This is a genomic window from Streptomyces avidinii (genome assembly GCF_045161815.1).
Classification (GTDB): Bacteria; Actinomycetota; Actinomycetes; order Streptomycetales; family Streptomycetaceae; genus Streptomyces; species Streptomyces avidinii.
Genome location: NZ_CP108863.1, coordinates 5703773 through 5728636 on the forward strand (window position 1 = coordinate 5703773; position 24864 = coordinate 5728636).

Consider the following 24864-nt stretch of genomic DNA (forward strand, 5'->3'; position numbering starts at 1 on the left):
ATGGGCCGGACCGTGACAGGACTTCGCAGCACCGGCCGGGGCGTACTCGTCACCGGCGCCTCCCGGGGGATCGGCCGGGCGATCGCGGCCGCCTTCGCCGGGCAGGGCGACCGGGTCGCCGTCCACTGCTCCACCCGGCGGGCGGACGCGGAGGAGACCCTCGCCTCGCTGGAGGGGGAGGGCCACGTACTGGTCGCCGCGGACCTCGGTGACGCGGCCCGCGTCGAGGCCCTGGCGGCCGAGGCGGAGGAGGCGCTCGGCGGAGTGGACGTCCTGGTCAACAATGCCGCGGTCATGGTCGCCCACCCGCTGCCGGACACCTCGTACGAGAGCTGGCAGGAGGCCTGGCGGCGGACCGCCGACGTGAACCTCTTCGGCTCCGCCAACCTGAGCTACTGCGTCGCGCGCCGCATGATCGAAGCGGGACGCGAGGGACGCATCGTCAACATCGGCTCGCGCGGCGCCTTCCGGGGCGAGCCCGACCACCCCGCCTACGGCGCGACCAAGGCCGCGATGCATGCCCTGGGCCAGTCCCTCGCCGTGTCCCTCGCCCCGCACGGCATCGCCGTCGCCTCCGTCGCACCCGGCTTCGTCGCCACCGAGCGGGTCGCCGGCCGGCTGGAGGGGCCCGAGGGCGCCGGCATCCGGGCGCAGAGCCCCTTCGGCCGCGTCGCGGACCCGGAAGAGATCGCCTCCGCCGTGCTCTACCTGGCCTCCCCCGAGGCTGCCTGGAGCTCGGGCACGGTCCTCGACGTCAACGGGGCCTCGTACCTGCGCACCTGAGACGAGCGGGCCCGGCGCGCCACGACGCGCAGGGCCCGCACCTACGTCCCTCGTCAGGCCTTGCGGGCCCGCAGCTCCCGGATCCCCGCCACGGCCAGCACCAGCGCGGCCGCGCCGGTGGACCACAGCAACTGGGGCCGCGCCGAGTCGTCGAACAGCATCAGGACCAGCACCGCCGCCATCCCGAGCAGCGCCGCCCAGGTCGCGTACGGGAACAGCCACATCGGCAGGGTCAGCCGCTCGGGCATGTCCCGCTCGATCCGGCGGCGCAGCTTCAGCTGCGACACGGCGATCAGTGCCCACACGAACAGCAGCACCGCGCCGACCGCGTTGAGCATGTAGAGGAAGATCGTTTCCGGCCACAGCAGGTTGAGCACCACCGACACGAAGCCGAAGGCCACCGAGGCGAACACCGCCCGGCGCGGCACCCCGCCGCCCGAGACCCGCAGCAGCGACTTGGGCGCCTCACCGCGCTCGGCCAGCGAGAAGACCATGCGCGAGGACCCGTAGAGGTTCGCGTTGAGCGCCGACAGCAGCGCCACGAACACCACGATGTTCATGATCTGGCCGGCCGCCGGGATGCCGATCGAGTCGAGGACCGCGACGTACGGGCTCTCGCCCGGCTTCAGCGAGTCCCACGGCAGCAGGGTCACGATGACCACCATCGAGCCCACGTAGAAGAAGAGGATGCGCCAGACCGCGCTGCGCACCGCCCGGGACACCGACCGCGCCGGGTCGTCCGACTCGGCGGCCGCGATGGTGACGACCTCCAGGCCGCCGAAGGCGAAGATGACCGCGAGCATGCCGGCGACCACTCCGCCGAAGCCCTCGGGGAAGAAGCCGCCCCGGCCGGTGAGGTTGGCCGTGCCGATCGGCTCCGTGTCCGGGAGCAGGCCGAAGATCGCGAGGGTGCCGAGGACCAGGAAGAGCACGATCGCGCCGACCTTCAGGGCGGCGAACCAGAACTCGAACTCACCGAAGTTCTTCACGGCGGCCAGGTTGCTCACCGTGAAGACCACCATGAAGAGCAGCACCCAGACCCACTGGTCGACCGAGGGCACCCAGCCGTTCGCGATCTTCGCCGCGCCGGTCGCCTCCACCGCCAGCACCACGACCAGCAGGAACCAGTACAGCCAGCCCGCCGAGAAACCGGCCCAGCGGCCGAGCGCCCGCTCCGCGTAGACGGAGAAGGAGCCCGAGGCGGGCATCGCGGCCGACATCTCGCCCAGTGCCCGCATCACCAGCATCGCGAGGACGCCCGCGAGCAGGTAGGAGCAGATGATCGCGGGACCGGCGATGCCGATGCCGGCTCCGGAGCCGACGAAGAGCCCGGCGCCGATGACGCCGCCGAGGCCCAGCATGGTCAGGTGGCGCTGCTTGAGGCTGTGGCTGAGGGGTTCCGCGGGCAGGTCGCCCGTCGTGGGAGGTGCTGCTTCCAGGCGCTCGCGCATGAAGGGTGCTCGTACTCTCGTTCGGCCCAGCGGCGGTGGGGGTTCCGCATCAGGATTGGCGGGACCCTACAGTCTCGCTGAGCGGCGGTCGTCCGTGCAAAACGGACGTGTTGTCTGATCTTCCTCGTGACGAGGATCACGTCGACTCGGGCGTGGGGCACAGACTTTGTGGTATCCCCACCAAAGCGGGGAGGCGGGCTTTGTTCCGGGCAGCGCTGGGGCAGTGGGGGAGCGCGCACTAGCGTCGGTGATCGTCCTGCCACCCCCACCCCGTGGAGTTCCCCGATGAGCACTGCCTCCGTCTCCCTCCGGCCCGGCGCCGTCCTCGCCGATCTGCTGCCCGCGAGCCGCGTCCGCGACATCGCGCTCGTCGTCGGCGGCGCGGCGCTCACCGGACTGGCCGCCCAGATCGCGGTTCCCGTTCCCGGCTCCCCGGTCCCCGTGACGGGCCAGACCTTCGCAGCGCTGCTCGTCGGTACCGCTTTCGGCGCCCGCCGCGGCTTCCTCTCGCTGGCGCTGTACGCCCTCGTCGGCATGGCCGGCATGCCGTGGTTCGCGGGCGGGACCTCCGGTGCGGGCGGGGCTTCCTTCGGGTACGTCCTCGGGATGCTGCTGGCCGCCACCGTCGTCGGCGCCCTCGCGCGGCGCGGCGGCGACCGCTCGGTGCTGCGTACGGCCGGCTCGATGGTGGTGGGCTCCGCCGTGATCTACGCGGTGGGCGTGCCGTACCTGATGGCCGTCACCGGGATGTCCCTCGGCGCGGCCGTCGCGGCGGGCCTGGTCCCCTTCCTGATCGGCGACGCGCTCAAGGCCGCGCTGGCCATGGGCGCCCTGCCGGCCGCCTGGAAGCTGGTCGGCCGCCGCGGCTGAGCGGCCCCCGAAACGCACCGGAGCCCGGCCCGCCTTGCGAAGGCGGGCCGGGCTCCGGTGTACGTGCACGTGCGATCAGCCCTGCAGGGCCCGCTTGCGGCGGAAGTCCAGGACCACACCGACGAGCACGACCAGGCCGGCGACCAGCGTGGACAGGGTGACGACCTCGCGGTTGGCGTCGTCCACGAACATGTAGCCGATCACGAACATGATCAGTGCGGCGGTGGCCCAGGTCAGCCACGGGAACAGCCACATCTTCACGGTCAGCTTCTCCGGGGCCTCGCGGACCAGGATCCCGCGCATCTTCAGCTGGGTGAAGCAGATCACCAGCCAGACGAAGAGCGCGATGGCACCCGAGGAGTTGAGGAGGAAGTTGAAGACCGTGTCCTTGAAGGCGTAGTTGAAGTAGACGGCGACGAAGCCGAAGACCGTGGAGCCCAGGATCGCGGCGACCGGCACACCGTTCTTGTTGACCTTGGCGAACGCCTTGGGGGCGTCACCGCGCTCACCGAGCGAGAAGGCCATGCGGGAGGCGGTGTAGAGGCCCGAGTTCAGGCAGGACAGCACGGCGGTCAGGACGATGACCTCCATGATCGTGCCGGCGTGCGCGATGCCGATCGAGTCCAGGGCGGCGACGTACGAGCCCTTCTCGGTGATCGACTTGTCGTTCCACGGGAGCAGGGTCAGCACGATGAAGATCGAGCCCAGGTAGAAGACGCCGATCCGCCAGATGACGGAGTTGGTGGCCCGGGTGACCGCCTTGCGGGGGTTCTCCGACTCGCCGGCCGCCAGGGTGACGATCTCGCTGCCCATGAAGGAGAAGACGACCATCAGCACACCGGTGAGGACGGCGCCGTAGCCGTTGGGGAAGAACCCGCCGGCGTCGGTGAGGTGCGCGAAGCCCGAGCCCGGGTTGTCGGAGCCCGGCAGCAGGCCGAAGACGGCCAGCATGCCGACGATCACGAACGCGCCGATGGCGACGACCTTGATGCCCGCGAACCAGAACTCGAACTCACCGTAGGAGGCGACCGAGCCGAGGTTGGTGGCGGTCAGCACCGCCATCACGATCAGCGCCCAGGCCCACTGCGGAACGGCCGGGATCCAGCTCTCCAGGATGGCGGCACCGGCGGTGGCCTCCACGGCGAGGACGACGACCCAGAAGAACCAGTAGAGCCAGCCGATGGAGAAGCCCGCCCAGCGGCCGAGCGCGCGGTCGGCGTAGGCCGAGAAGGAGCCCGAGTTCGGGCTCGCGGCAGCCATCTCGCCGAGCATCCGCATCACGAAGACGACCATCGCGCCGACCAGCGCGTAGGAGATCAGGATGGCGGGTCCGGCCTTGGCGATACCGCCGCCGGAGCCGACGAAGAGACCGGCGCCGATGACGCCGCCGATGGCGATCATGGACAGGTGGCGGTTCTTGAGACCGGCCTTCAGACCGTCGGAGGGCTGACCCTCACCGGGGTTCCCGGTGGGGTCGCCTTCCTTCTGAAGGGTCGTCGTGGAGCTCATGGACGGATCCTTAGGTTCTCGGGTTGCGAGCCCCGGCATTCAAACCTGAGATGAACGCAGGACGGAAGACCTCAGTCCGGATCGTTGCCTTGGGACGAACGTCCAGGACCGAAGCCCTGCCGTGTCCCATCTGCGTTCTTTGGGTTTACTTGAGCTTTAGAAGTGATTTACGCGACACCCGCTGCGGGCTGTCGGACGTCCTCGTGCCACACTCGTCCCATGCGCGTGTACCTCGGATCCGACCATGCCGGCTTTGAGCTCAAGAACCACCTGGTGGACTGGCTCAAGAACAACGGCCACGAGCCCGTCGACTGTGGGCCCCACATCTACGACGCGGTGGACGACTACCCGCCGTTCTGCCTCCGCGCCGCGGAGAAGACCGCCGCCGACGCCGGCAGCCTCGGCATCGTGATCGGCGGCTCCGGCAACGGGGAGCAGATCGCCGCGAACAAGGTCAAGGGCGTCCGCGCCATCCTGGCCTGGAGCGTCCAGACCGCCCAGCTCGGCCGTGAGCACAACAACGCCAACGTCATCTCGGTCGGCGGCCGCATGCACACGCAGGACGAGGCCGTCAGCTTCATCGAGGCCTTCCTGGCGACCCCGTACTCCGACGAGGAGCGCCACACCCGCCGCATCGAGATGCTCTCCGCCTACGAGACCACCGGCGAGCTCCCCCCGATCCCGGCCCACCACCCGCAGGGCTGATTCCCCTTCCGGCCGTGCCGCCCTCCGGGGGCGGCACGGCCGGTTTCTCTTTAAGAGGAGCTTCGCCGTGCCCGAGGGGCATACGATCCACCGCCTCGCCCAGGACCACGCCGAGCGGTTCGCGGGCCGGCCGGTCCGCGTCAGCAGCCCCCAGGGCCGCTTCGAGCAGAGCGCGGCCGTACTCGACGGGCGCGAGCTGGGCGGCGCCGAGGCGCACGGCAAGCACCTCTTCCTGGAACTCGGCGACGCCTGGATCCACATCCACCTCGGGCTGTTCGGCAAGCTCGGCTTCGGCCCCGCCCCGGCCCCGCCCGCCACGGACACCGTCCGGCTGCGCCTGCTGAACGAGGACCACTACGCGGACCTGCGCGGCCCCACCGCCTGCGCGCTGATCGGCGAGGGCGAGAAGAAGGCGATACACGACCGGCTCGGCCCGGACCCGTTGCGCCCCGCCGACGACCCCGACCGGGCCTGGCGGCGGATCTCCCGCTCCCGCACCACCGTCGCCGCCCTGCTCATGGACCAGAAGGTGATCGCGGGCGTCGGCAACGTCTACCGCGCCGAGGTCCTCTTCCGGCACGGCATCGACCCGTACCGCCCGGGCAAGGACCTCATGCGCGGCGAATGGGACGCGATGTGGATCGACCTCGCCGCCCTGATGCGCGAGGGCGTGCGCAACAACCGCATCGACACCGTCCGCGACGAGCACCTGCCCGAGGCGATGGGCCGGCCGCCGCGCGTCGACGACCACGGCGGCGAGGTGTACGTCTACCGGCGGGCGACCATGCCGTGCCACATCTGCGGGAGCGAGATCCGCACCGCCGACCTCGCCGCCCGCAACCTCTTCTGGTGTCCCGGCTGCCAGTCCCGCTGAGACGGCCTAGAAACCGTGCGGCAGCCAGGGCGCCACGTCCCCGGCGAAGGCCCGCGAGGTCTCCGTCAGCGCGCCGGGGCGCAGCTCCCGCACCAGGCCGGCCGCGGCCAGCGAGGTGAGGGTGATCCCGCCCAGGTACGCCGACCCCAGCTCCCGGACCGACAGCTCCAGGTCCGCGGGCTCCTCGGTCCGGGTGCAGCGGGCCGCGCCCTTGGCGTCCACGACCAGCCGCCACCGCCCCTCGTTCCACGGGCCGAACGGGTCCCGGACCGCCAGGACCACGTCCACCGGCGCCCCGTACGTCCGCGCCTCCAGCGCCGCCGCCAGGTCCACCAGCCGTACATGCAGCGAGTCCCGGGTCCGCGGCCGCGACCGCCGGATGTCGCTCACCAGGTGCAGCAGCGGGTCGTCCACCGGCCGCCGCGGCGCCCGTACCGTCCAGGTCAGGTCGATCGAGAACAGGTAGCGCCACAGGGCCGCGCACGCCGCCGGGTCCAGCGCGTCGAGATCGCTCACGTCGACCTTGCCCTCCGAGCCCGCCGGGTCCCAGTCGGGCTTGACCCGGTAGCGGGCGTACCCGACCACCTCGCCGTCCTCCCGCTCGGCGACCACGCACTTCAGCGGTGACCCGCCGCCGCGCATCGCGGGCGGGTCCAGCAGCGACTGGCGCTCCCAGCCGGGCTGCCGGGCCGGCATGCCCGGCCGGGTCGGTACCAGCGCCGCGTAGACCCGCTCGCAGTCGGCCAGCGCCCGCTGCGGGTCCACGAGGCGCAGCCGTATCGCGTCCGTCCCCGGCGGCACGGACAGCCGTACGCGGGTCGTGTCGACCTCCACCGCCAGGGCGTAGGTGGCCGGGCCGTAGCCGAAGCGCCCGTAGATCGCCGGATCCGAGGCCGTCAGCACGGCGAGCGGTTCGCCACCCGCCCGGATGTCGTCGAGCTGGCGGCGCATCAAAGAGGTGAGCACCCCGCGTCGGCGGTGGGTGGGGGAGACGCCCACCATCGTGACGCCGGCCGCCGGGACGATCGCCCCGCCCGGCACGGACAGCCGGAAGCCGAAGGCGCCGGCCGAGCCCACGCATGCGTCACCGTCCCAGACGCCCAGCGAACGGTCGACATCGGTCAGTGACTTGTAGAGCTCGCGCTCCTCCGGGGCATCGGGCACACCGCCGAACGCCAGTTCCAGGTGGTCGTACCAGACATCCCACTCATCCGCCTGTAATACGCGCATCTCAAGAGCCATACGGCCATCCCTATCAGGGCATTCCGCCCCAGTCGATCTGTTTTCGGGCCGGTCCGGACCCCCGGTCCGGGGGTACCCCTGCGCATCCACAGCCAGGATGGATAAGGTCCCGAAGCAATGGCCGGAGCACGCGTGGAATCCCTCATGGCCCGGATGCGCATGCTGTCGCACCGGGGCCGCACCGCCCTGCGCAAATCAGCCGTCGACTACTTCCGCGGTGACGCCTCCGACTGGCTCGCCTTCGGCGGACTGCTGCTCACCGTCCCCGCCATCGCCTGCGGCACGCTGATGCTGCCTGTCTGGTTCTCGCCGTCGGCGCTCGTCCTGCCGATCGTGGCCGGCGGACTGCTGCTGCGCCCCGCCAGCCTCCTCGCCCTGTACGCCGCGTCCGCGACCGCACTGATCGTCGAAGCCCTCGTACTGGGCCCCTATACCCAGGGTCCGGCGCGGGTCACCCCCGGCACCGTGCTGGTGGTCGCCGCCTGCGGGTTCTTCGGACTGGTCATCGCCCAGTTCCGCAGCCGCGTCGGGGTGCCCTGGCGGCGCGGCGGCACCATGCTCTTCGACCTGCGCGAACGCATCCGCGTCCAGAGCAAGCTGCCCGCCCTGCCGCGCGGCTGGCACCGCGAGATGGCCCTGCGCCCGGCCGGCGGCCAGTCCTTCTCCGGCGACTTCGTCGTCGCGGCCCGCACCAACGGCGGCCGGACCCTGGAGATCGTGCTCACCGACGTCTCCGGCAAGGGCATGGAGGCGGGCTCCCGCGCCCTGCTCCTGTCCGGCGCCTTCGGCGGACTGCTCGGCGCCCTGCCCGCGCACGGCTTCCTGCCCGCCGCCAACGGCTACCTCCTCCGCCAGGACTGGGACGAGGGCTTCGCCACCTCCATCCACCTCGTCCTGGACCTGGAGACCGGCGACTACGAACTCCTCTCGGCCGGCCACCTCCCCGCCCTCCAGCTCTGCGCGGGCACCGGCCGCTGGCAGGAGAAGACCGGCGAGGGCCCGCTCCTGGGCGTCTACGACGGAGCCGAATTCACCCCCGCCCGCGGCAACCTGCGCCGCGGCGACGTGCTGATGCTCTTCACCGACGGCCTGGTCGAGACCTCCGACCGCGAGATCAGCGAGGGCATCGACCGCCTCACCGGCGAGGCCGACCGCTACGTGGCCGCCGGCTGGGAGGGCGCCGCCTGGCACCTGATCGAAAAGGTCGCCAAGGACGTCAACGACGACCGCGCACTCCTGCTCATCCGCCGCTCCGCCTGAGCCCCGACGGGCCGGCGGCGGGCACCGGCCCTCGCCGCCGTCCGCGCCTCAGCGCACCAGCGGCCGCCACGGTCCGAGCCCCAGCTTCCCGGTGTTCCCGAGGTCCACCGGCGCGGCGAGCCGCAGCCACAGCCGGGGCGCGCCGGGCCGGGGCTCGACCTCCACGATCCGCGCCGTGGTGGCCACTACCGCCGAGTCGGTGACGAGGTTGCGCCACACGATCCCGAAGAGGGCCGCCTGCCCCGGGGCCAGCGTCACCCGCTCCGGAGCCTCGTCCAGGTTCTGTGTGCCCGTGGTGATCCCCGCCGAGCCGTGCTCCACCGCGACCTCCACCGGACCGTTGCGGTCGTCGCGCAGCGACAGCTGCGGATAGCCCTCCAGTACGTAGGGCTCCGCACCGCAGTTGACCAGCTGGAAGTTCGCCACCCGCAGCCCCATGGCCGCGTCCCCGTCCATCTCGACGAGCCGCACACCGCCCTCGGGGCACGGCTCCGCCGAGGCCGGCGGCGCCGAGGGGGCACTCCGGCCGGGCGCAGGCTTCGCGGTCACGGTCACCGCGGTCGGCCCGGGGGCCGCCCTCGGGGCCGGCGGTGTCGAGCACCCGGCCGCCCCCGCCAGCGCCCCCGCCGTGACCAGGGCCGGTATCCATCTCCTCATCCGCATCCGCCGCTTCGCGATCATCCGGTGAGCCTACGGCGCCACGCGGGCCAATTCCGGCGGATTGGCCCGCCCCCTCGGCCCCGCTCGCGCCTACCGTGCCCGCATGGACCGCACGCTCGCCGCCGACCTCGCCCGGCTTCCCGAACTCCTCGACGCCACCCGCGCCGCAGCCGCCGAAGCGCTCGCCACGCTGGCGGCGCGCCCCGTCGTACCGCCCACCGGCAAGCCGCACGCCCCCGAACCCCTCCCGGAGCACGCGACCGGCACGGAAGCCGCCCTCGCCGCCTTCCGCGACCGTTGGGAGCCGCGGCTGTCGGCCTCCGCGGGACCGCGCTACCTCGGCTTCGTCACGGGAGGCGCCACCCCCGCCGCCCTCGCCGGGGACTGGCTCACCGCCGCCCACGACCAGAACTCCAACTCCGCGCTCGACAGCGGCGGCCAGGACCTCGAACGCGAGACCGTCGGCTGGCTCCGCGAGCTCTTCGGGCTCTCCGCCGCGCACTCCGGCACCTTCGTTTCCGGGGCCACCATGTCCAACACCACCGGCCTCGCCATCGCCCGCGAATGGCTCGGCGAACGCCTCGGCGTCTCCCCGGCCGAGGACGGCGCGGCCGCCCTCGGCCCGGTCCGCGTGCTCTCCGGCGCCCCGCACTCCTCGATCGGCAAGGCCCTCTCGGTCCTCGGCCTGGGCCGCGCCTCCCTGGTCCCGGTCCCCACCCTGCCCGGCCGCGAGGCCGTCGACCCGGCCGCCCTGGAGCGGGCGCTGGCCGACACCCCCGGACCGGCCGTGGTCGTCGCCAACGCGGGCACCGTCAACACCGTGGACTTCGACGACCTCCGGGCGATCGCGGCCCTGCGCGAACGCCACGACTTCTGGCTCCACACCGACGCGGCGTTCGGCGCCTTCGCCGCCCTCTCCCCGGAGCACGCGCACCTCGCCGACGGCCTCGACGCCTCCGACTCCCTCTGCGTCGACCTCCACAAGTGGCTCAACGTCCCCTACGACAGCGCCGTCCAGTTCACCCGCCGCCGCGACCTCCAGGCCCGCGTCTTCCAGAACTCCGCCGCCTACCTCGGCCCGCTCGGCGACCGTCCCGACCTCGTCCACCTCACCCCGGAGAACTCCCACCGGCTGCGCGCCCTCGCCGCCTGGTTCACGCTCCGCGCGTACGGCCGCCAGGGCCACCGGGAGATCGTCGAGCGCGACATCGCCTGCGCGCGCGCCCTGGGCACCGCCCTGGAGGGGGACCCGGCCCTCACCCTCCTCGCCCCGGTCCGCCTCAACGTCGTCTGCTTCACCCTCGCCGAGGCCCCCACCCCGGAACGCGTCGCCGCGCTGCGGGAGGCGGTGGCCGCCGAGGTGTTCGTCACTCCGACCGTGTACGGGGGAACCGCCGCGCTGCGCGCGGCGTTCTCCAACTGGCGTACCACTGAAGACGATGTACGCCGGGCAGCGGAGGCACTCGGCGCAGCGGCAAGGGAGATCGCATGACGAACAGCCCCCTGACCCTCATCGAGGTCGAGTCACTCGCCCGCAGCGCGCACGAGGGCCAGACGGACAAGGCCGGCCGGCCGTACGCCGAACACCTCGCGGCCGTGGCCGAGGGCGTCCGGCTGCGCGGCGGCAGCCCCGAACAGCAGGCGGCGGCCTGGCTGCACGACGCCATCGAGGACGAGGCCCTCAGCCTCACCTGGCTGGACGCGGCGGCCCTCCCGCAGACGGTGAAGGACATGGTCCTCGCGGTCACCAAACGCCCGGGCGAACCGGTCGAACAGTACGCGGCCCGCATCCTGGCCACCCCGGGCGCCCTGCTGGTCAAGGAGGCCGACCTCGCGCACAACGCGGACCCCGTACGTCTCTCCGTGCTGGACGACCCCACGCGCGAACGGCTGTCCGCAAAGTATGCGAATATCCGTTCCCTCCTCGGCCTCACCACCCCGTGACCGGTGCCCCGCGCCCGAAATATTCCTGTCGCACTTGTGGTTGGCGGAAACGGAACCAGAGCCATTCGTCACGGGGCGTATAGCCGGGGCCCGTTGGTGGGAGGATGGTCCATGTGGGGGTGTGCCTGGCCGTGCGCCCCGGGCCGACCAGGGGACGACCGAAGGTGTGATCAGTAGTGGCCATTTCGCTGTCAGTGGTGGTTCTGTTGGCGGTCATCCTGGTGGTGCTGATCCGCGGCAACCACATCAAGACGGGCCCCGCCATCGTCGCGGCGCTCTTCGGCTTCTTCCTCGCGTCCAGCTCGATCGCGGACGACGTGAACCGTTTCCTGAACTCCCTCGCGACGATGATCGCGAACATCAAACTCTGACCCCGCCGCGGACCGGACGCCCCCGGGCGCCGCTCCAGCGTGTCGAGGACCATATGGGGGAAGTCGGGCCTGGCGGGCCGACAGGGGTAGCCGAAGAACACCGCCGGAGCCTCGACGACCCCGCATCCACCGCCTCCTTGGTGACCTGGACGGCATCAACTCCGTTGCACTTCCCGGCCCTTCAGGAACTCCTGCGGCAAATGCTGCGCCCAGACCGCCCGCACACCCGCTGCCGCCCCGGCAACCCCCGCCACCTCCGCCGGCGTTTCCCTGTCCTAATCTGCCGGGGTGAACCTGCTCGACGCCCCGTCCCGCTGGCACGTCCGCCTGACAGGCGGCGGCCTGGTCGAAGTCTGGGCCGACGGCTATGCGATCGACGGAGACTCCTACGTCTTCGACGTCCTCGTGACGGCTCCCCCGGAATACCGGGCGAAAGTCGAGATCACGGCCAGGACCCCGACCGCCCCGGAACGCGTCTGCGTCGCCGTTGCTCGCATCCCCACCGGCGCCGTACAGGAACTGCACACGGCCGGCATCGGCCCCGACCACGACTGCGCATGCGGGAACGACGAAGGGCCAGGTCGAGGAAACATCCTCTGACCTGGCCCTTTGTGCTCTGGAGCGGGTGACGGGAATCGAACCCGCGTAGCTAGTTTGGAAGATCGCGTACGCGCCCGGCCCCTCACCAGCCAAGCCCCTGACCTGCACGTCCCCGCCCACCTGCCCGGCATTCCCCGAGGCTCCCCGCAGAGGTCCGCCGGTTCGGGCACGTGGGGGACACGGCCCGACGGGCCTCTGGGGAGGTGGTGACGACGGGCCGGGGAGGCCGCGGCGCCCTTCCCCAGACGCTCAGGCTGCGGCTTGGCTGGGTCCTTCGTGCTCATCCTCGTCATCCGAGGAGCCGCCCCGCTCGTAACCCGCAATGGGAACGACGCGCCCGTCAGCAAGGGTCCTCGTATGCCCGACCACCGGGTGCTTGACGGGGGACTTCCGTCGCTCGTCCTCGGCCGCAAGGTCGGCGACCGATTCAGTGTCCTCGGCGTCCTCAGTGGTGCTCTGTTCCTTGGCCTGCCTGGCGACCACGACGAGGACGGCCAGGGCGATGCCACCCAAGGCGGTGCCGGCGGCGATGACCTTCCCCCTGTGCTTCCCGTACAGATTCTTCGTCTTCTCGACCAGGGAGGTGGGTTCGCCATCCTCGGACGTGGAGTCATTCATGCGCACACGTCTACCGGACCCATGCCTCACCTGTCAGGCAATCACCCGACCTCGCCGGATCGAGTTCAATAGCTCGGCTTTGCGGGCCGTTCGCTCCACGTTTCCAGCGGATAACCTCGGCGCGCCTCCGCCCGCCGCTCTAGCGACCGACAGGGATCTCGTAGACGATCTCGCACAGTGCGGCGGGGACGACGATGTCCGCAGTCTCCACGGGCTGCCCCTGGTCGCTGTAGTACGTCCGCCGGATGTGCGTCACCAGGGCCGCTTTCTGGATCCCGAGGAGTGACGCCTCCTCGGCGGTCGCTCGCCGCGGCTCCGGCTGCTCCACGGCGTGGCTGACCGTGATCCCAATGGCGGCCATCCGGTTCACGACGCCAGCACCGGCATGCGGCCCACCCTCGGGCAGGACCACGAGCGTGCCGGCGGTGAGCCCGTACGGCTCCCAACTCGTTGACAGCTGCACCGGCCGGCCATCGGCGAGGAACTCGTACACCGTGCGCACGCACAGCTCACCAACGGCGATACCGAGACGCGCGGCGATCTCGACCGGCGCGGGAATCTTCGCCTCGGTCCGACTCTCCCAGTTCCCCTGCCGACCCAAGGCCTGCATGTCCGCGCGGAACGGTGAACCGCCCGGTTGCTCACGAGCCGACGACCGAACGACCCGCACGCGCTGCCGGGGCTCCGCGACGTACGTGCCCGAACCCGCGCGACCTTCCAACACGCCCTGGGAGATCAGGAGCTCCTGTGCCCGGCGGACGACGTTCTCGCCAACCCCGCACTCCTCGGCGATCTGCGCTCGCGAAGGGAGCCGGTCACCCGCGTTCCAGTCGTGCTCCGCGATCCGCTGCCGCAGGACGTCGGCGATGCGGAGATAAGGCGGCTGCTCAGGCATGTAGAAAATCTAGTCCACTAGCTCTAATCTAGTTAACTAGCTTCACTCAACGTGTTCAATCGGCGACGGAGGCCCTCTGTGCCCGCTTCGAAAGCCAGGGCCGAGGACATCGCCGCCCGACTGTCCGCCCTGGGGCTGACCACGCGAGTGGAAGAGCACACCCGCTACACGTCGATCGAATCGGAGGTACCGGAATCGCTGCCCGCCGACTCGTGGCGGGAGGTCCTGGAAGTAGTTGCGGAGGCTGACCGATTCGGTCTCCTCGCCAGCAGCCTGACCGGCCGCACTCTCTGGGCCGCTGTACGCAGAGCGGTCCCCGCGACGGGCGACGTCCGGGGACCTGGCCATCAGCAATAGGAGCTGATCAGCATGTCGAACCGTACGATCCCCACCACCGCCCGCACCAGTGGGCACCTTCTCCGGCCAGCATTACCACTCGGTGCGGACGCCACCCCCTACCGGTCGAGCTCATGCGCGATCGGCACTCACCGCGAGTGCGCGCAGTCGTCCCCGGCCACGGCACCGATCGGTGTACCTGTGATCTACGAGGCCTGCGACTGCCTCTGCCACGACACGGACAACGGATCCCAGCTGCGGCGGGTGACCCCGTGAAGGGATGGACGCCCAGCGGCGCCGTCGCCACGAACGTCGAGATCACCTCGGCCACCGTCCAGCGCGGCGACGTCATCCAGATCGGCGGGCAACCGTGCCGTGTCATCGACCTGATCCAACTCCCCGCCAGCGCCAAACGGCTCTGCTTCGAGTCGGGCGAGCTTCTGACGATGCACGCCCGAACCCGCTTCATCGCCCTCCGGATGCGGAGGACCTGGTGACACAACCCGCACCGTCCCGACGCCACGCCATCGCGGACGACCTCCGGAACCAGATCTCGAAGGGCCACTTGAGGGCCGGTGAACGTCTTCCCTCGGAAGCCCAACTAGCCGCCCGCTACGCGGTCAGCACGCCCACCCTGCGGAACGCCCTCGCTCTCCTCCAGGCCGAAGGCCTCGTAGAGAAGATCCACGGCACCGGCAACTTCATCCGCCAACCGCTTCGCAGGGCCAGGTACGTCGGCGGCGGATCCACGCCGTGCGCACTGACCTCGGTCGAGGGGGAGCTCCACACCACAATCCGCACCACCAACCTGGGAGCGCACGGTCACCTGACCGCCCTCCTCCGGGTCTCGCCCCGAAGTCCCCTGACGGAATTCCTGTGCCTCACCCACGAGGGGAAGACACCGCACAGCCTGGCTCGTATCTACATACCGCGAGACCTGGCGCCGACCGACGTCCCGGAAGGCCTGCTAGCCGCACGACTGCCAAACCTGCGCCCACCGCTGGCCGTGATTCAGGAGACGGTGAGCACCCGCCTCCCCACTCCAGACGAAGCGACGACCCTTCGCATCGGCTCAACCCTGGCCGTCCTCTCGATCACCCGCGTGGCAACCGACACCGCCGGCCGCGTGGTCGAGGTGGCTCTCCTGGCCCTCCCCGGAGACCGAGCCGACGCAGTCTTCACCGCGCCCCACACAGCCGAAGCCAGGAGGGCGGAATGACGACACGCCACGACGAGCTGCGGCTCTTGCCCTGGTCGGGCCCCGACGGCAAGCCCTGCTTCTTGAGTGCCGACGACAACGCCGGCTACCTGTCCCGTCTCGCTGACAACACCGAGGCGATGCAACTCGGCTTGGGCTCGGAACTCCTGGACCATGCCCTTGCTGTCCTCTCGGATGAGCACGCGGACACGCACGAACTCCGCCTTCTTGTATCGGACCTGACCGGAGCCCTGAGGGACGCGGTGCGAGTAGCAACCAGCCGCGGCCACCGTCTAGCGACACCAGCCCCCTCCACCCGATAGGAACGCACTGAAGCTCTTCGCCAACCAGCGGCCTTGGGTTTGACGCCCAACGAGACTGAAGCCCCCAGTCGATCTCTGGGGGCTTCAATGTGCACGCGTGATTGCGACTGGCAAACGGCTCCGGAGGCCCTATGCGTCTCATGCGTTAGGCCTGTTCAGTGGCCTGCGCATGGTCTGGGAGGTATAGGCCGTCCACGGATGGTCCACGGCTCCATGTGCTCGAGGCAGGCTTCGAGGTCTCCGCCGTGGTCGTCTCGGGCCATGCTCCTGAGTTGCTGGGTCAAAGCCATGCCGTTGATCAGGACGATCGAGTCATTGCTCTGCTGGACGCGGGGTCCCGGCACTGCTTCGCCAGTGTTTCGAGCACGTAACCCCGCAGGCTTCCGCTGGTGAGCTCGTTGAGCGCGGCGGTGAGGCGCGCGACGTAAGCCTCCGCCGCCTCGGGGTCCTTCTCGGTTCTCAGAGTGCCCCCTCGAAACCCGAGGGCTCGGGGCAGTTCTTCGCAGACCAGCCTGTCCGTGGCGGTCGCTCCGGACAGCACCTCGCGGAGCGCGAGCGTGTCGGCGCCGAGCAGCCGTGGGCCCAGGGAAGCGGCAGTGTTCTATCGCCCTCACAGCTAAGGTTGCAGGATGTAGCTCCCCTGGACCGACTCGGTCTCCAGGGCGAGGGCTGACGCACGCTAGGAAGGACGAGCTGCCGGATGCCACGCTTGACTTTGCCGCAGCTGGAGCGGCACCTGTTCGCCGCTGCCGATGTGTTGCGCGGCTCCATGGAGGCCTCGGCCTACAAGGAGTACATCTTCGGGATGCTGTTCCTGAAATATGCCTCCGACCAGTTCGAGGCCGAGCGGCGGCAGGTCATCTCGGAGCAGCGGGCACGGGGACGCTCTCAGGCCGAGGCCGAGCAGCGGGCCGAGTCGCCTTCGTTCTATCGGACGTTCTACGTTCCGCAGCGGGCCCGCTGGGACCAAATCCGCGATCACCTCCATAAGTCGGTCGGCAGTGGCCTGAACAAGGCTCTGGAGGAGCTGGAGCACAGCAACCGGTCCCTGGACGGGGTGCTGCAGCACATCGACTTCAACCGCAAGATCGGTCAGTCGTCGATGTCCGACAAGAAGCTGCGTGAGCTGATCATGCACTTCAACAAGGTGCCGCTTCGGCAGCAGGACTTTGAGTTCCCCGACCTCCTCGGCGCCGCTTACGAGTATCTGATCCGGGACTTCGCCGATTCGGCCGGTAAGAAGGGCGGGGAATTTTACACCCCGCGTGACGTCGTCCGCCTCATGGTGCAGATCGCCGACCCGCGTCCCGGAATGAGCGTCTACGACCCGTGCACTGGCTCGGGCGGCATGCTGATCCTCTCCAAGGAGTACGTCGAGGAATCTGGTGGTGACGGCCGAAACCTGGCACTCGCCGGCCAGGAGAAGGACGGGAGTGTCTGGGCCATCTCTAAGATGAACATGCTGCTGCATGGCATCCCCGATGCGGACCTTCGCAACAACGATGACGGCACCCTGGAGGACCCGGCACACATCACTGGCGGTGAGCTGCAGCGCTTCGACCGCGTGGTCACCAACCCACCATTCTCGATGAATTACAGCGCCGATGCCATCCCGTTCCCCGAGCGCTTCCGCTACGGCTACACCCCCGAGAAGGGTAAGAAGGCTGACCTGATGTTCGTCCAGCACATGCTGGCGGTCACACGGTCTGGTGGGCTCGTCACGACGGTCATGCCACATGGCGTGCTGTTCCGTGGTGGTGACGAGGGGAGGATTCGCAGCGGCTTCCTGAACGACGACGTCATCGAGGCCGTGATCGGTCTCGGACCGCAACTCTTCTACGGCACGGGCATCCCTGCCTGCATCCTTGTGCTGCGGCCGTTCGGCTCGAAGCCGAAGGACCGCGAGGGCAGGGTGCTGTTTATCAACGCGGATCGGGATTACCGAGAAGGCCGGGCGCAGAATTATCTGGAGCCCGAGCACATCGAGAAGATTGTCTCGGCCTATCGCACGTTCGAAGATGTCCCCGGCTTCGCGCACGTCGTCTCCCGCGGCGAGCTAGCTGAGAACGACGACAACCTCAATATCCGCCGCTACGTCGACACCACGCCGTCTCCTGAGCCGCAGGACGTGCGGGCGCATCTGCACGGCGGCATCCCGAAGACCGAGGTCAACGCCAAGGCTGACTTGTTCGCCGCCCATGGCCTGAAGCCAGAGCACCTCTTGGCCCCGAAGAGCGATGACTACTTGCAGTTTGCCGACGTCGTAAGTGAGCGGCGCGACCTCCCGCGTCTGATCGAGGCCGACGCCGGCGTGGTCGCCACGGAGAGCGCCGTCCTCGACGCCATCGGGGTTTGGTGGGACGCACAGGAAGCGCGCTTCGACAAGCTGGAGTCGCCTGGCGACCTCGTCGATCTGCGCAAGGACCTGATCGAGACGTTCCGAGACGCGCTGGCCTCCACGCCGCTACTGGATCCGTTCGCGATTCGCGGCATCGTGGCGTCGTGGTGGGGCGAGAGCCTGCCAGACCTCAAGGCGCTCGCGACCCACGGCTACCGCGGCCTTATTGAGGCGTGGGTTGCCACGGTGCTCGATGCCCTGGCCGAAGAGAAGGCCAAGGTCACCCCGCTCGACCACAAGGTGGCGAGGGCGCTGCTGCCCGAGTACCTCGACCGCCTGGCCGCCCTCGAAGCCGAGGTTGCTGAGCTGGACAGCACTATCAAGGCGGGCACTGCCTCCGACGATGAGGAGGACGCCGAGCCTAGTGAAGACGCCCTCTCGCCGGCTGAAGTCAAGAAACTGAGGACGAAGCTTACGGCCACCAAGAAGCAGCTGAAGTCGGAGAAGGGCACCTTTGCCGACCGCCTCGAGGCCGCCGGTGCCGCTCTCGATGACGCCATCGCCCGCCGGGTTGTGCTCGACGCCATGGAGCGGGATCTCGTAGCGGAAGCCCTAGACCGCATTACCCGGCATCGTCGGGCGGTGATCTCGGCATTCGAGATCTGGTGGGCCAAGTACCGCACGCCGCTCTCCACGCTCGAAGCCGAGCGTGACGCCGCCGCCACCACGCTCGCTGGGTTCCTGAAGGAGCTTGGTTATGCATAACGTCCGGATTGGTGATGTTGTCCAATTCCAGCGAGGCGTGAGCTGGTCTGCCGATCAGGAGCACCGTGAGCCTGGGCCGGGAAGAGTTCCCGTGCTGAGGATTCCAAACGTCCAGGAAAATCTGACAACGAACGACCTAGTATATTTGTCGGGTATTGCCGATAGCGTGCGGGAACGTACGGCTGCATCCAAAGGATGGATTCTAGCTGTTGGCTCGAACGGCAATCCCGATAGAATCGGAAACGCGGTCATCATTGAAGATGAGAGCGACTTCCTGTTTGCCTCCTTTCTCGTGGGCATTAAATGCGATTCGCGCCAGGTGCTCGGTCGATACCTGCTCAGATTGCTCCACTCCGACGAAATCCGGTCGCATTTGAGAGTGGCCATGCGTGGGAGTACAGGGCTACAGAACATCAATCTGCCCGCCTTGGGTGATTTCCGAGTTAAGCTACCGTCCTTGCCTGTGCAGCGGCGTATCGTAGAGATGCTGGATGCAGTGGATGCTCAGATTGGCGTTGCTCGTGCGCTATTGAGTAAGCGTCAGCAGCAGGCGGACGGCCTACTCGACGGCCTTGTATCGAATATTTCAGACGCGCAGATCAAGCCTTTGTCGGAACTCTGCGTGGCAGATATTTGCTATGGAATCGTGCAGTCGGGTGAATTCGTGGCGGGCGGCGTTCCGGTGCTCTCGATCCGGGACATCAGCGGAGACTTTGAGACTGACTTGCACCGCACCCACCCGGCAATCGATGCGCGGTACCGTCGTAGTCGGGTTATTTCAGGTGATGTCCTCCTATCAATCAAGGGCACGATCGGCCGCGTCGGTGTCGCACCGACGCACTTCGTTGGAAACGTTAGTCGAGAGCTTGCCAGGCTCCGCTTCGGCAATCAGGTGCTACCTGAATTTGCGCGCTTGTACTTCCTGAGTCGTGAGGCCCAGCGACGCCTCGATCTCGCAGTTGTGGGTACGACGCGGGCCGAGGTCTCGATCCACGTCCTAAAGCGTTTCAGCTTTCCGGTGCCGTCACTAGCGCGTCAGGAACACGTGATCAAGGTCTACCGATCCATCGAGCGACAGGTTTTGTCTGAGCGGCAATGTCTCGCAAAGCTCCTGACCATGAGGTCTGGGCTTAGGGAGGATCTCGTCACCGGGCGCGTGCGCATCCCTGCTGAGGCTGCCTCATGAGTAAAGGCCCCGAGTACACCGAGGTCGAGAAGCCGCTGCTTGACCAGCTGTCCGGTCTCGGCTGGCAGGTTATCGAGGGGTCTAAGTCAGACCCGTCAGTCACCGAGCGCGATTCGTTTCGCGGCTCGATCCTTGAAGGTAAGCTCCGCGCCGCGCTACTCAAGATCAACCCGGGGCCGGGCGGTTTGCCCTGGCTCGACGACGCACGCCTGGCCGAGGCGGTCTCGTCGCTCACGCGCTCCGAGGTGGGCAAGCTCATCGAGCTCAACGAGCGGATGACCGAGCGCCTCCTTGAGGGCGTGTCCGTTGCGGGTCTACCGGACTGGGATCAGGGACGCTCCCAGCGCGTCCGATTCATCGACTTCGAAAACCCCTCGAATAACGACTTCATGGCGATCAGCCAGTTTCGGGTGGATGAGCCCGGCGGCCAGGCCAAGAAGTTCGTTGCTCCCGACGTCGTGCTGTTCGTCAACGGCATCCCGCTGGTGGTCATCGAGTGTAAGAGCCCGTACATCACTGACCCCATGGCCGAGGGCATCACCCAGCTACGTCGCTACGCCAACCAGCGTCACCTCGGCCTCCCCGAGGGCAACGAGCAGTTGTTCTGGACGAACCAGTTCGTGGTCTCGACCTACGGCGACAGCGCACGCGTTGCGACCTTCACCGCGGGACTGGAGCACTTCCTGGAGTGGAAGGACGCTTTCCCGCTCACCCGTGACGAGCTGGCGAGTCGACTCGGCAAGCCCGCGGCGAAGCTGACGGGTCAAGAGCTGCTCACTGCCGGGATGCTGGCGCCGTCCAACCTCCTCGACCTCGTCCGGCACTTCACTCTTTTTACGGAGGCCAATGGCCGGCGGATTAAAATCGTCGCCCGTTACCAGCAGTACCGCGCCGTCGGCCGGGCGCTCACGCGCCTCCGAACCGGCAAGACACGAGCCCAGGACGGCGAGAGCGACCGCCGTGGCGGTCTGATCTGGCACACCCAGGGATCGGGTAAATCTCTGACCATGGTGTTCTTGGTACGGGCTATGCGCTCGGATCCAGTGCTGCGCGCCTTTAAGGTCGTGGTCATCACTGACCGGACCGACCTCGAAAAGCAGCTTTCCGAGACCGCCAAGCTCTCCGGTGAGGGCGTCGTCCGGGCACGGCGCACGGCGCAGCTGCGGACCATCCTGGCGGAGAAGGGCCCTGCGCTGGTCTTCGCCATGATCCAGAAGTACCGGGACACTGATGCCGCCGGCGCCGGTGAGAGCCGCATGGCCGCGGACGAGAAGAACGAGGCACTCGGGGTCCTCAATACCGAAGAGACCGTCGTGATCCTCGTCGACGAGGCGCACCGCTCCCAGACCTCGACGCTGCACGCCAACCTCATGGCGGCGCTGCCGAACGCAGCCAAGATCGGCTTCACCGGCACCCCGATCATGCGGGAAGGGAAGAAGCGCACCGACGCCATCTTCGGGTTGTTCATCGACAAGTACACGATTCGCCAGGCCGAGCACGACGGCGCCGTCGTCCCCATCTTCTACGAGGGACGCACCGCCAAGGGGGCGGTTGTCGGTGGCAGTGACCTGGACGAACTGTTCGAGGACATGTTCGCCGAGCACACCGACGAGGAGATCGAGAAACTCAAGGCGCGCTACGCCACGACCGGCGCCGTGCTGGAAGCCCCGAAACTCATCGCTGCTAAGGCGAAGTCGATCCTCTGGCACTTCGTGTCGACAGTGCTTCCCGGCGGCTTTAAGGCGCAGCTGTCGGCTACCAGCCGCCTGGCGACAGTGCGGTACCGCGAGGCGCTCCTTAGCGCGCGGGACGACCTCGTCGCGCAGATCGAGCGTTTGCCGGAGCAGCTCGTGCGCGGGGCCGAGGACGGCACCCTGGACATCGACGGGCTCGATCGGCGCAAGCAGGTCTTGGTCCGCGCCCTGCCGCACCTTGAACTCATCCGGATTCTGGACTTCGTCCCGGTCATCTCGGGCGGCAACAACGATGTCCCGACGTGGCTGCAGTGGACCGACAAGGCTCGCCAGGACGCGGTTATCGCGGAGTTCAAGAAGCCGCTGGGCCTCCCGGGTGATCGGACGAGTCCCGTCGCGTTCCTGTTGGTACGCACCATGCTGCTGACCGGCTTCGATGCCCCAGTCGAGCAGGCGCTCTACCTCGACCGCTTTATCCAGGACGCCGAACTGCTCCAGGCCATTGCCCGTGTCAACCGGACCAGCCCGGGTAAGGCCGCTGGCCTGCTGGTCGACTACTTCGGCGTTGGCGCCCATTTGCAAAAGGCGCTCCAAGCCTACGCGCCCGAGGACGCCGAGGATGCTATCGGGGCGCTGGCCTCGATTGCGGACGAGGTGCCGAAGCTACGCGACCGGCACGCCCGTGTGGTGGCGCTCTTCGCCCAGGCGGGTGTCGAGACGTTCGATCTGGATGAGGACATCGAGGCCTGCGTCGATCTGCTCTCAGATGACGCTCTCAGGGCCCGCTTCGGCGTGCTGCTGAAGCAGTTCCTTACCACGCTTGACACCGTCCTTCCCCGTCCCGAGGCGTTGCCCTTCGTGGCTGACGCCAAGCGGCTTGGCCTGATCCAAAAGGTTGCCCGGCGACGCTACCGGGACGACGGCCTCGGAGACTTCAACGCCTCGCTGTACGGCGAGAAGGTGCGTGCCCTGATCGACGAGCACGTCACGGCGCTCGACATCGTGACGAAGATCGCGCCCGTCTCGGTCACCGACCCGGACTTCCTCGCGAAGGTTAAGGGCCTTAGCTCCGACAAGGCGAAGGCCTCGGAGATGGAGCATGCCCTGCGGTTCCACATCCGGACGAACTTCGACGAGGATCCCGCGCGCTACACCAAGCTCTCCGAGCGCCTCGATGAGATACTGAAGTCGCTTACCGGCAAATGGGACCAGCTCAGCCTCGCGCTCGAGGCGCTGCTCGGCGACATAGCGGACGAGTCCAGCTCGTGGCGCGTCCACGAAGACCCGCTCGTTGCCCGCTTCTACGGCCTTCTGGAGAGCGAGTCCGCCACCAGTGCCACCTTGCCAGACGAGGTGCGGGCGGACATCCAGCACCTGGCTGAAGACATTGTCGGTGAGGTGCTGCGGCACGCCAGCATCGTGCGATTCTGGCAAAACCCGCACGCCCAGGACGAGCTGCGTAAGGACATCGTCCACCAGCTGGACGATCGTGACCTGTTTCCGTTCTCCGAGCAGGCGGCCGTTGCTGACCGCCTCATGGAGCTGGCGCGCTCCAATCAGTCTTTGATCAGGGAGCAGATCCGTATCCGGGGGCGCTCATGACCACTGTCCTCCAGCTTGACGATGTGCGCGTACCGGTCGAGATCGGCGGCAGCAGCCGTAAAGCTCGGCTCACCATCGAGGTCGACGGATCGCTGCGTCTGAGGGCCGCCGATGACGTGGCGACCGAGGAGCTGCAGCAATTCCTGGCATCGAAACGCGAGTGGGTCTACCGCAAGCTAGCGGAGAAGGAAGTCCTGCAGCACGATCCCATCACCAGGGAGCTCGTCGACGGTGAGGGCTTCCTGTACCTGGGCCGCAGCCATCGACTGAAGATCGACGACGTGGACGGCGCTGTCCGCCTGGAGCGCGGCCGACTCGTCCTGCCGCGACAGCTACTCGGTGTGGGAGAGGCAAGCCTGATCGCCTGGTACCAGCGCTGCGGCGAGGCCTGGCTAGGACCCCGCTCTCGGGCATGGGTAGAGCGACTACGAGTCGATGCGGGGCCCATCGAGGTGGCAGACCTCGGCCACAAGTGGGGAAGTGCGACGGCCGGACGGCGGGTGCGCATCCATTGGGCGACGCTCCAGCTGTCCCCACCACTCGTTGATTACGTGTTGGCGCACGAACTCGCGCATCTGCGCGAGCCTCACCACGGCCCCGCGTTCTGGCAGCTACTCGCCCGCATCATGCCAGACTACGACGAGCGCAAGCAGGAACTGGCGAGGCGCGGTGCTTGCCTCTGGTTTGGGGGAATGTCGTGACTGAGTGACCTTCGCACTCTGGTCAGACGATCTGGCGTGCCCCTTCGTCAACCGCAAGCTCGTTGCTGTCGTCGCTCTGTACGGCTTGCGTCCCTGCCGTAGATCAACGCTTGAGGTCGGTGGAGCGGCTTTGGGCTGGAGCTGCTTTGGCGCGAGTGATCATGGCCCCGTAAGCTTCCGGCGCGTCGGGCAGTCTGTGGACCTGCCCGGTAAAGCACGACGTTGGGGCCATGATCTTCGAGGCTCGCGCCAAAGTGGCTGCCTAAAGCCGTGGAACCGACCCCCCAGCCACGACGTACCCCTTCTCTCGCTTCAGGTGGCTGATTGCTCTGAGCGCGGTACGGGCGCCGGCCGGGCTGGAGCGGGGCGGAGACAGGAGCGCAGGCCCGGCAGGGGGCCGGGCCGCGCGCGGGGAGCGGAGCGAGCCGCCTTGATGAAGTAGGGAAACTCTTACCGCGCTACGGCCCCGTGGCTGCAAGGGTGGCTCGGTTGGCGTTGATGTGCGCTGCAAGTTCGGTAAGCGTGCACTCGATGCGGGCACTGGCGATCGGGTCGAAGTCCGCTACTTCGGCCGCGGTGGCCAGGTAGTTGGAGGGCTCGATCCCCCAGGCCTCGATCAGGCTCCATCCAGCCTGGACCTGGGCAGTCTGCCCGTCTGCGGATGACACTCGTAGCCAGGCTGTGCACTGGTCCGAGAAGTCGTACGGCAGGTAGGCGGTCCCGCCCACATCCTTGAGCCCGATGATCTGTGCGCCCCACTGCTCAAGCAGCCGAGCGAGCCGCGCACCGAGGCCGCCTGGGGCAGTCGCCGAGCCATCGAGCGCCAGGTAGTACGAATCGCATGAGTGCTGATGGGAGCCGATGCGTAGCCGGAGATCGTTGTGGGCTCCTCGGGTGCGGACACGATCAAAGTGCAGAGCGATATCCGCGGGCATGAGC

General features: G+C 68.4%; 25 protein-coding genes. 18 read left to right on the forward strand and 7 right to left on the reverse strand.

What is annotated here, in order from left to right:
- Window positions 1-783: an SDR family NAD(P)-dependent oxidoreductase gene (locus tag OG373_RS25545; RefSeq protein WP_405440577.1), complete on the forward strand. Its 783-nt coding sequence runs from the start codon at window positions 1-3 to the stop codon at window positions 781-783.
- Window positions 784-836: 53 nt separating this feature from the next.
- Here OG373_RS25545 and OG373_RS25550 read toward each other — a convergent pair whose 3' ends face one another.
- Complete coding sequence (locus OG373_RS25550; protein WP_397728933.1) at window positions 837-2234, reverse strand: amino acid permease; 1398 nt, start codon at window positions 2232-2234, stop codon at window positions 837-839.
- Between the two features lie 285 nt (window positions 2235-2519).
- On the opposite strand from OG373_RS25550, the gene OG373_RS25555 reads away from it, so the two are divergent.
- Complete coding sequence (locus OG373_RS25555) at window positions 2520-3104, forward strand: biotin transporter BioY (protein ID WP_397728930.1); 585 nt, start codon at window positions 2520-2522, stop codon at window positions 3102-3104.
- Window positions 3105-3179: 75 nt separating this feature from the next.
- Here OG373_RS25555 and OG373_RS25560 read toward each other — a convergent pair whose 3' ends face one another.
- Window positions 3180-4613, reverse strand: a complete 1434-nt coding sequence (locus OG373_RS25560) for an amino acid permease (RefSeq protein WP_405440578.1) — start codon at window positions 4611-4613, stop codon at window positions 3180-3182.
- A 219-nt stretch (window positions 4614-4832) separates the two neighbouring features.
- Between OG373_RS25560 and OG373_RS25565 the strand changes: the two genes are divergently transcribed.
- Both OG373_RS25565 and OG373_RS25570 read left to right on the forward strand, forming a co-directional pair.
- Complete coding sequence (locus OG373_RS25565; protein WP_030384703.1) at window positions 4833-5318, forward strand: ribose-5-phosphate isomerase; 486 nt, start codon at window positions 4833-4835, stop codon at window positions 5316-5318.
- A 67-nt stretch (window positions 5319-5385) separates the two neighbouring features.
- Entirely contained in the window at window positions 5386-6192 is an 807-nt protein-coding gene (locus tag OG373_RS25570) for an Fpg/Nei family DNA glycosylase (protein ID WP_405440579.1), read from the forward strand.
- A 6-nt stretch (window positions 6193-6198) separates the two neighbouring features.
- On the opposite strand, the gene OG373_RS25575 is transcribed toward OG373_RS25570, so the two are convergent.
- Window positions 6199-7434, reverse strand: coding sequence for a GNAT family N-acetyltransferase (locus OG373_RS25575; protein ID WP_405440580.1), 1236 nt, complete (start codon window positions 7432-7434; stop codon window positions 6199-6201).
- Window positions 7435-7551: 117 nt separating this feature from the next.
- Here OG373_RS25575 and OG373_RS25580 point away from each other — a divergent pair, with 117 nt between their 5' ends.
- Window positions 7552-8694 (forward strand): PP2C family protein-serine/threonine phosphatase, encoded by a 1143-nt coding sequence (locus OG373_RS25580; protein WP_397728920.1) that lies wholly within the window; start codon window positions 7552-7554, stop codon window positions 8692-8694.
- 48 nt (window positions 8695-8742) lie between these two features.
- Here OG373_RS25580 and OG373_RS25585 read toward each other — a convergent pair whose 3' ends face one another.
- The gene (locus OG373_RS25585) at window positions 8743-9150 is read right to left on the reverse strand and encodes a DUF4232 domain-containing protein (protein ID WP_405440581.1); all 408 of its coding nucleotides are present in this window, start codon (window positions 9148-9150) and stop codon (window positions 8743-8745) included.
- On the opposite strand from OG373_RS25585, the gene OG373_RS25590 reads away from it, so the two are divergent.
- From OG373_RS25590 to OG373_RS25610, 5 genes are all read left to right on the forward strand, one after another.
- On the forward strand, window positions 9131-9382 hold the full coding sequence (locus OG373_RS25590) for a hypothetical protein (RefSeq protein WP_405440582.1): 252 nt from the start codon (window positions 9131-9133) through the stop codon (window positions 9380-9382). The two genes, OG373_RS25585 and OG373_RS25590, sit on opposite strands and share 20 nt — an antisense overlap.
- A gap of 75 nt (window positions 9383-9457) precedes the next feature.
- Window positions 9458-10846 carry a pyridoxal phosphate-dependent decarboxylase family protein gene (locus tag OG373_RS25595; RefSeq protein ID WP_405440583.1) on the forward strand — a complete coding sequence of 463 codons (1389 nt, stop codon included), beginning with the start codon at window positions 9458-9460 and terminating at the stop codon, window positions 10844-10846.
- Window positions 10843-11298: an HD domain-containing protein gene (locus tag OG373_RS25600; RefSeq protein ID WP_397728911.1), complete on the forward strand. Its 456-nt coding sequence runs from the start codon at window positions 10843-10845 to the stop codon at window positions 11296-11298. The genes OG373_RS25595 and OG373_RS25600 overlap by 4 nt, the downstream gene beginning before the upstream one ends.
- Window positions 11299-11474: 176 nt before the next feature.
- The gene (locus OG373_RS25605) at window positions 11475-11669 is read left to right on the forward strand and encodes a membrane protein (protein WP_030008564.1); all 195 of its coding nucleotides are present in this window, start codon (window positions 11475-11477) and stop codon (window positions 11667-11669) included.
- A 288-nt stretch (window positions 11670-11957) separates the two neighbouring features.
- On the forward strand, window positions 11958-12269 hold the full coding sequence (locus OG373_RS25610) for a hypothetical protein (RefSeq protein WP_405440584.1): 312 nt from the start codon (window positions 11958-11960) through the stop codon (window positions 12267-12269).
- 249 nt (window positions 12270-12518) lie between these two features.
- Here OG373_RS25610 and OG373_RS25615 read toward each other — a convergent pair whose 3' ends face one another.
- Window positions 12519-12887, reverse strand: coding sequence for a hypothetical protein (locus tag OG373_RS25615; protein WP_405440585.1), 369 nt, complete (start codon window positions 12885-12887; stop codon window positions 12519-12521).
- A gap of 139 nt (window positions 12888-13026) precedes the next feature.
- Complete coding sequence (locus OG373_RS25620; RefSeq protein ID WP_405440587.1) at window positions 13027-13782, reverse strand: GntR family transcriptional regulator; 756 nt, start codon at window positions 13780-13782, stop codon at window positions 13027-13029.
- A 78-nt stretch (window positions 13783-13860) separates the two neighbouring features.
- Between OG373_RS25620 and OG373_RS25625 the strand changes: the two genes are divergently transcribed.
- The 8 genes from OG373_RS25625 (at window position 13861) to OG373_RS25660 (ending at window position 23925) form a co-directional block, all read left to right on the forward strand.
- Complete coding sequence (locus OG373_RS25625; RefSeq protein ID WP_405440588.1) at window positions 13861-14139, forward strand: hypothetical protein; 279 nt, start codon at window positions 13861-13863, stop codon at window positions 14137-14139.
- A 251-nt stretch (window positions 14140-14390) separates the two neighbouring features.
- Window positions 14391-14615: a hypothetical protein gene (locus OG373_RS25630; RefSeq protein WP_405440589.1), complete on the forward strand. Its 225-nt coding sequence runs from the start codon at window positions 14391-14393 to the stop codon at window positions 14613-14615.
- Window positions 14612-15337: a GntR family transcriptional regulator gene (locus tag OG373_RS25635; RefSeq protein ID WP_405440590.1), complete on the forward strand. Its 726-nt coding sequence runs from the start codon at window positions 14612-14614 to the stop codon at window positions 15335-15337. Before OG373_RS25630 ends, OG373_RS25635 begins: the two co-directional genes overlap by 4 nt.
- A complete protein-coding gene (locus OG373_RS25640) occupies window positions 15334-15639 on the forward strand; it encodes a hypothetical protein (RefSeq protein ID WP_405440591.1) in 306 nt (101 codons plus the stop codon). The genes OG373_RS25635 and OG373_RS25640 overlap by 4 nt, the downstream gene beginning before the upstream one ends.
- Before the next feature lie 700 nt (window positions 15640-16339).
- A complete protein-coding gene (locus OG373_RS25645) occupies window positions 16340-18742 on the forward strand; it encodes an N-6 DNA methylase (protein WP_405440592.1) in 2403 nt (800 codons plus the stop codon).
- Window positions 18735-19928 carry a restriction endonuclease subunit S gene (locus OG373_RS25650; protein ID WP_405440593.1) on the forward strand — a complete coding sequence of 398 codons (1194 nt, stop codon included), beginning with the start codon at window positions 18735-18737 and terminating at the stop codon, window positions 19926-19928. Before OG373_RS25645 ends, OG373_RS25650 begins: the two co-directional genes overlap by 8 nt.
- Window positions 19925-23224 (forward strand): type I restriction endonuclease subunit R, encoded by a 3300-nt coding sequence (locus OG373_RS25655; protein WP_405440595.1) that lies wholly within the window; start codon window positions 19925-19927, stop codon window positions 23222-23224. The genes OG373_RS25650 and OG373_RS25655 overlap by 4 nt, the downstream gene beginning before the upstream one ends.
- The gene (locus OG373_RS25660; protein WP_405440596.1) at window positions 23221-23925 is read left to right on the forward strand and encodes a SprT family zinc-dependent metalloprotease; all 705 of its coding nucleotides are present in this window, start codon (window positions 23221-23223) and stop codon (window positions 23923-23925) included. The genes OG373_RS25655 and OG373_RS25660 overlap by 4 nt, the downstream gene beginning before the upstream one ends.
- Before the next feature lie 458 nt (window positions 23926-24383).
- On the opposite strand, the gene OG373_RS25665 is transcribed toward OG373_RS25660, so the two are convergent.
- Window positions 24384-24860 carry a hypothetical protein gene (locus OG373_RS25665; RefSeq protein WP_405440598.1) on the reverse strand — a complete coding sequence of 159 codons (477 nt, stop codon included), beginning with the start codon at window positions 24858-24860 and terminating at the stop codon, window positions 24384-24386.
- Window positions 24861-24864 lie beyond the last annotated feature (4 nt).